The sequence below is a fragment of the Pararcticibacter amylolyticus genome, assembly GCF_003130405.1.
Taxonomy (GTDB): Bacteria; Bacteroidota; Bacteroidia; order Sphingobacteriales; family Sphingobacteriaceae; genus Arcticibacter; species Arcticibacter amylolyticus.
The window spans coordinates 30,628-34,846 of sequence record NZ_QEAS01000007.1 but is presented as its reverse complement, the minus strand read 5'-3'; the positions used below and the strand labels follow the sequence as shown (position 1 = coordinate 34,846).

Sequence of the window (4,219 nt, the reverse complement as noted above, 5' to 3'; positions counted from 1 at the left end):
GGAATCACTACCGTGCTCCATAACTGCAAGTATATGCCGGTTATCAAATTCTTGCCGGTGTTTATATCAATTCTTTTCCCGGATGTTGCTCACTAAACTTGATGTAAGCTTCTTCGTAAGCTGAATATCATCATCCGACAACCGTCGTTTTATCAGAAGATTGAAGGCGAGTTTCATTTCGGGGCTTGTGATTACTTTCCTGGCTGTTCCGCCGTCCATAGCCTTTATTGATTTCACCAGGTCTTTCAGCAGTTTCTTAGCTGATTTCTGATCTTCAACTGTTATTGCCTGCTCTTCCAGTTCTTCGAGATCAGCGCCTCCTTTGTGCCAGGTGAATTCCAGGAGACATCCTCTCAGGCTGCTTCCTTCCGGTTCTTCTTCTGAGGGGCCGGAGGTAACGGACGAGCTGTCGGTCAGCGCATAGATGCTTTTACCGTCAGGAGAAACAGCAACATCCCGGTAGCGCGCTCTCGCATTGAAATAACTGATCGTATCGCCGCTGATGCCATCCCCATTTTTGTTCAGCCGCAAGCGGATGATCCGTCCCTCTTTGAGGGACGTCACCAGCAAGGAATTTTTCCACCCCGGTATGCCCCCGGACGTATAGACATCAATTCCTGAAGGCGCAACTGCCGGCCAGTCCGGCTTTTCCCCCGTTTTATCACGTGTAGCAGAGAAGATCTCCTTCAGGCGGCTTCCTTCTGCCACATACATACTTTTTACCGGAGCACGGAAAATATCTGCTCCTATTTTTTCCGCATTCTGTTCTTCACTCAGAATATCCGGGTATGTTGTATGCCATTGTCCGGGAAGATCTTTCCGGTCAGACACCGCAGCTGCAAAGCCGTTATAATTATTGTCGTTATAGCCGATAATCAGGGGATGCCCGTAATTCTTTCCGCGCTCAATGATGTTGATCTCATCATCAGAAAAAGGGCCGTGTTCCGAAGAATATAACCGCGTCTTCCCGTTTATCGTTGCACTTGCCAGTCCCTGAGCATTCCGGTGGCCATAGCTCCACACAGCGTTCTGCCGGTCGTTGTTAAAGGGATTATCATTAGGGATCCAGCGGTCGTATACATCGAGGTCATTGTCTGGCAGTACATTAAACCGCAGGATCTTGCCTTCATATTTTTGCGTATTCTGAGCATGATTCTCCCTTCCCCCATTGTCAAACTGTCCCGCTCCCATGTCGCCTACAGAATAAAAAAGATAATCAGTGCCATCAACCGGAGCTATCGCAAGCCGACCGCCATTATGGTCATTACTTTGCGGAATAGTATCGCACACGACTACCGGGTTGGTCAGGGTTTGCTTTTTGGGATCATATTGATAACATACTATCCGACCGGTAAAAAAATGACCGCCCAGGTTGGGCTTTCCGCCGTTGTCAGGACTGCCGGCAGCCGCATCGTTATAGATGTACACGAGATAAACATAAGGCATTCCATTAAGAAGCTGCGGGTGGAGTGCCATTCCCATTAAGCCTCCCTGCGGCCAGGGCTTTCCTTTATCTGCCGAATCAGGAATCTTATCATAGCGGGGGAAATTTTTCTTGTCATTCAAGTCAAGGAGCACCGTCTTTTCCCCGTTCTTCGGATTAATACGGCTGACAACATAACCCTTGGATTCCGTTATCCAAAGAAAGTTGTCGGGCCCGCTTATCACCTCCCAGGGATCACTTAAACCTTTTGCTATGATCCTCGATTTAAATTCTTCACCATGTGGACCCGTCAGCTTCTGTCCGTAAGAAACAGCACAGAGAAATAGCAATACAATGAACAGGAAATAGGGTTTCTGTTCCATAAAAATCATGTTTTTTAGCAGATGTTCTTATTCAACACCCCCGGCTGTCTGAATGTTTTCATTAAATAGCATTCAGAAGCGTCGTAAACATCAGTTTTTCAACATGATCTCGACATCCTTCCTGCGGTTCGCAGGTGTAACATTAAGAGAAATGACCTTGCCTTTCACTACTACGGCCTCTACTACTGTCTCGTAAGGAGCATTCAGTTTGAAGTGAACATCCCATTCTTTTGGCCATGCAGGCAGCAAGCTGATCTTCCTGCCATCGGTCTGCATCAGCATTTCCTGTAAACCGATCATCCCCGATCCTCCCCAGTTATGATCAGGAGTCCAGTCATACCCCGGCCCCCAGAATGCAGGGAACCGCCTTCCTGAGTCACCCAGCTTCAAAAGAGTAAGCCTTTTGGCTTCATCAGTCAGGCCAAGCCTCGCTGCGAAAATATTATCCTGTTTCCAGCCGACATGACTCCTGAATTTTTGGAGATCGGTATCGTACTTATAGGTATTTATTGCCGTATCCAAACCAGCCTTCCCCAGTCCGTAAATTCCCCAGGGGAATACCGGATACAGCTGAGGTGCCTCCGTATTATTGATTCTTTCCCAGAGCTTTGCCGGCGCAATAGTTGGTTTTCCGTTAAATTCTCTGAAACTCAGAGGCGGGATCCGGCTCAGCATTAAGGACCATTCTTTTCGTTTTTCATCACTGCCATATTTTGCAGGCAGCTCCAGCAGCCGGGTTAAAACAGTTCTCAGTCCTGATACAGTAGACACCGCGTTATAAGCCATCTTATAAGTTTCAGCTCCCGATCCCGGGTAGAAGACCAAATGGCCATTCCCGTCAAAGGCCTTACTGCCTCTCCTTTTAGCCAGGTATTGGTAATGCTCATTGAAGAAATCAAGACAGCTCTCAATAAACGGCACATAGGAGGAAATGTCACGCCCTGTATATCTTTCCTCCTCAAGCATCATCAGGCAGAATTCCAGTACCGTATCCCATTCATATTCCAGCCAGGCATTATGCTCCATTCCTTTATCATACCAGGCGGGCCGTTTCCAGTTATATTCAGCAGGGTTGGGTAAACCAAAGTTTTCTAACTGTTCGGTGAAGCATGCCCCCTTATGGCCCCAGTAGACCTGGCTTCTTAATTCGGCATTTTTTAAGGCGTTCATATAGAAGTCAAACTGAGGTTTCATCAGGTCGAAATCACCGCTTCTGAGCATGGGCCAATATACGAGCCGCTGATTTTGTGCCGTGTGGGTCCCTCCTCCCCAGTTTCTGAAGTCGGGAGTAAACTTAAGGGTTGAATCAGTCAATGATGGATCGAAAGTAAAGAGGCCGCCGTTGAACTTGGTGGGCCACTCGCTGAAAGCATTACACCCCAGCATATACCTGAATAGCTGATAATTTCTTCCGATCTTCCACTCTTCAGATGATGCACTGGAAGAAGAGGGCTGAATGCAGATATAACTCCTGTCCCAGTATTGATTCCACCAGGCAGTAGTCTTTGTATAATCGCTTTTTATATTGTCAATTGCGCGCTCAAGCACTTTCGCCAGGTTCCTTCGCCAGCTCTCCGTATCCGTTGTCTGTTCGGTGCCTAAGGCGATGAGCAGGTTGTGGCTGACAGAAGGTTTGCTGCTCCTGAGGGTCCATCTTTTGAAATCGGTATCCAGGTACTTTCCGTCCGATATTCCCACCTCTTTCATATTACGGCCATACAGGACACCACCAAAAATCAGGTTTTTAACAGGATTATACATCTGGTCCTTCACCCTATCCATTCCCTGCTGGCTAACCACCGCATCGAACACCGTCGAATCGGCATTCCGGTGATAAAAAAGAACTTTATCTTTTTCAAAATCTACCTGATCTTTCCTGGTCGTTACGATTCCCTTCGGCGCCCACTTCCACGAATTTGCATTATTTTCCTTCCCTTTTGGAAACCTGTCGGTATATCTCCAGCTCTCAAAAGAAGCTTCCGCCGAAAGCGCCCTGTTAGCCGCAATATCCACATGGATTACAGGATTAAATACATCCACCCATACCCTGATGTCCGCTGATAAATTGCCTTTTCTTCCCGACACTTTCACGTAGCCATCCCTGAGTACCAGTTCCTGCCTGAACTCGCCGTCTTCAAAGGGGTTAGGGCTGAGTCTCACTCTCATCCTGCCCAGCTTCAGCAATGTATTGTTTTCGTCAAAAGTGCCGCTCCTCGACAAATAAAACATCAGCTCTCCGTTTTCCACCCACACATTCAACCCGATATCACGGCCACCACAAGGCATAGATTCACCAGAGTTCTTACTTTGACTATTCCAGACAAGATTATATCTGCTCAATCCGGATGGCTGTGCCAGACCTCCAACGAAGCAAAAAAGAAGAAGCGAAGAAATAATAAATTTATTCATTTAA

Annotated in this window: 2 protein-coding genes; both read right to left on the bottom strand. The window is 47.3% G+C overall.

The features are described from left to right. Positions 1–66: 66 nt before the first annotated feature. Positions 67–1,806: a PQQ-dependent sugar dehydrogenase gene (locus DDR33_RS09565; RefSeq protein ID WP_158280695.1), complete on the bottom strand. Its 1,740-nt coding sequence runs from the start codon at positions 1,804–1,806 to the stop codon at positions 67–69. Positions 1,807–1,896: 90 nt separating this feature from the next. After that, positions 1,897–4,215, bottom strand: a complete 2,319-nt coding sequence (locus DDR33_RS09560; RefSeq protein WP_109415561.1) for a DUF5703 domain-containing protein — start codon at positions 4,213–4,215, stop codon at positions 1,897–1,899. Positions 4,216–4,219 lie beyond the last annotated feature (4 nt).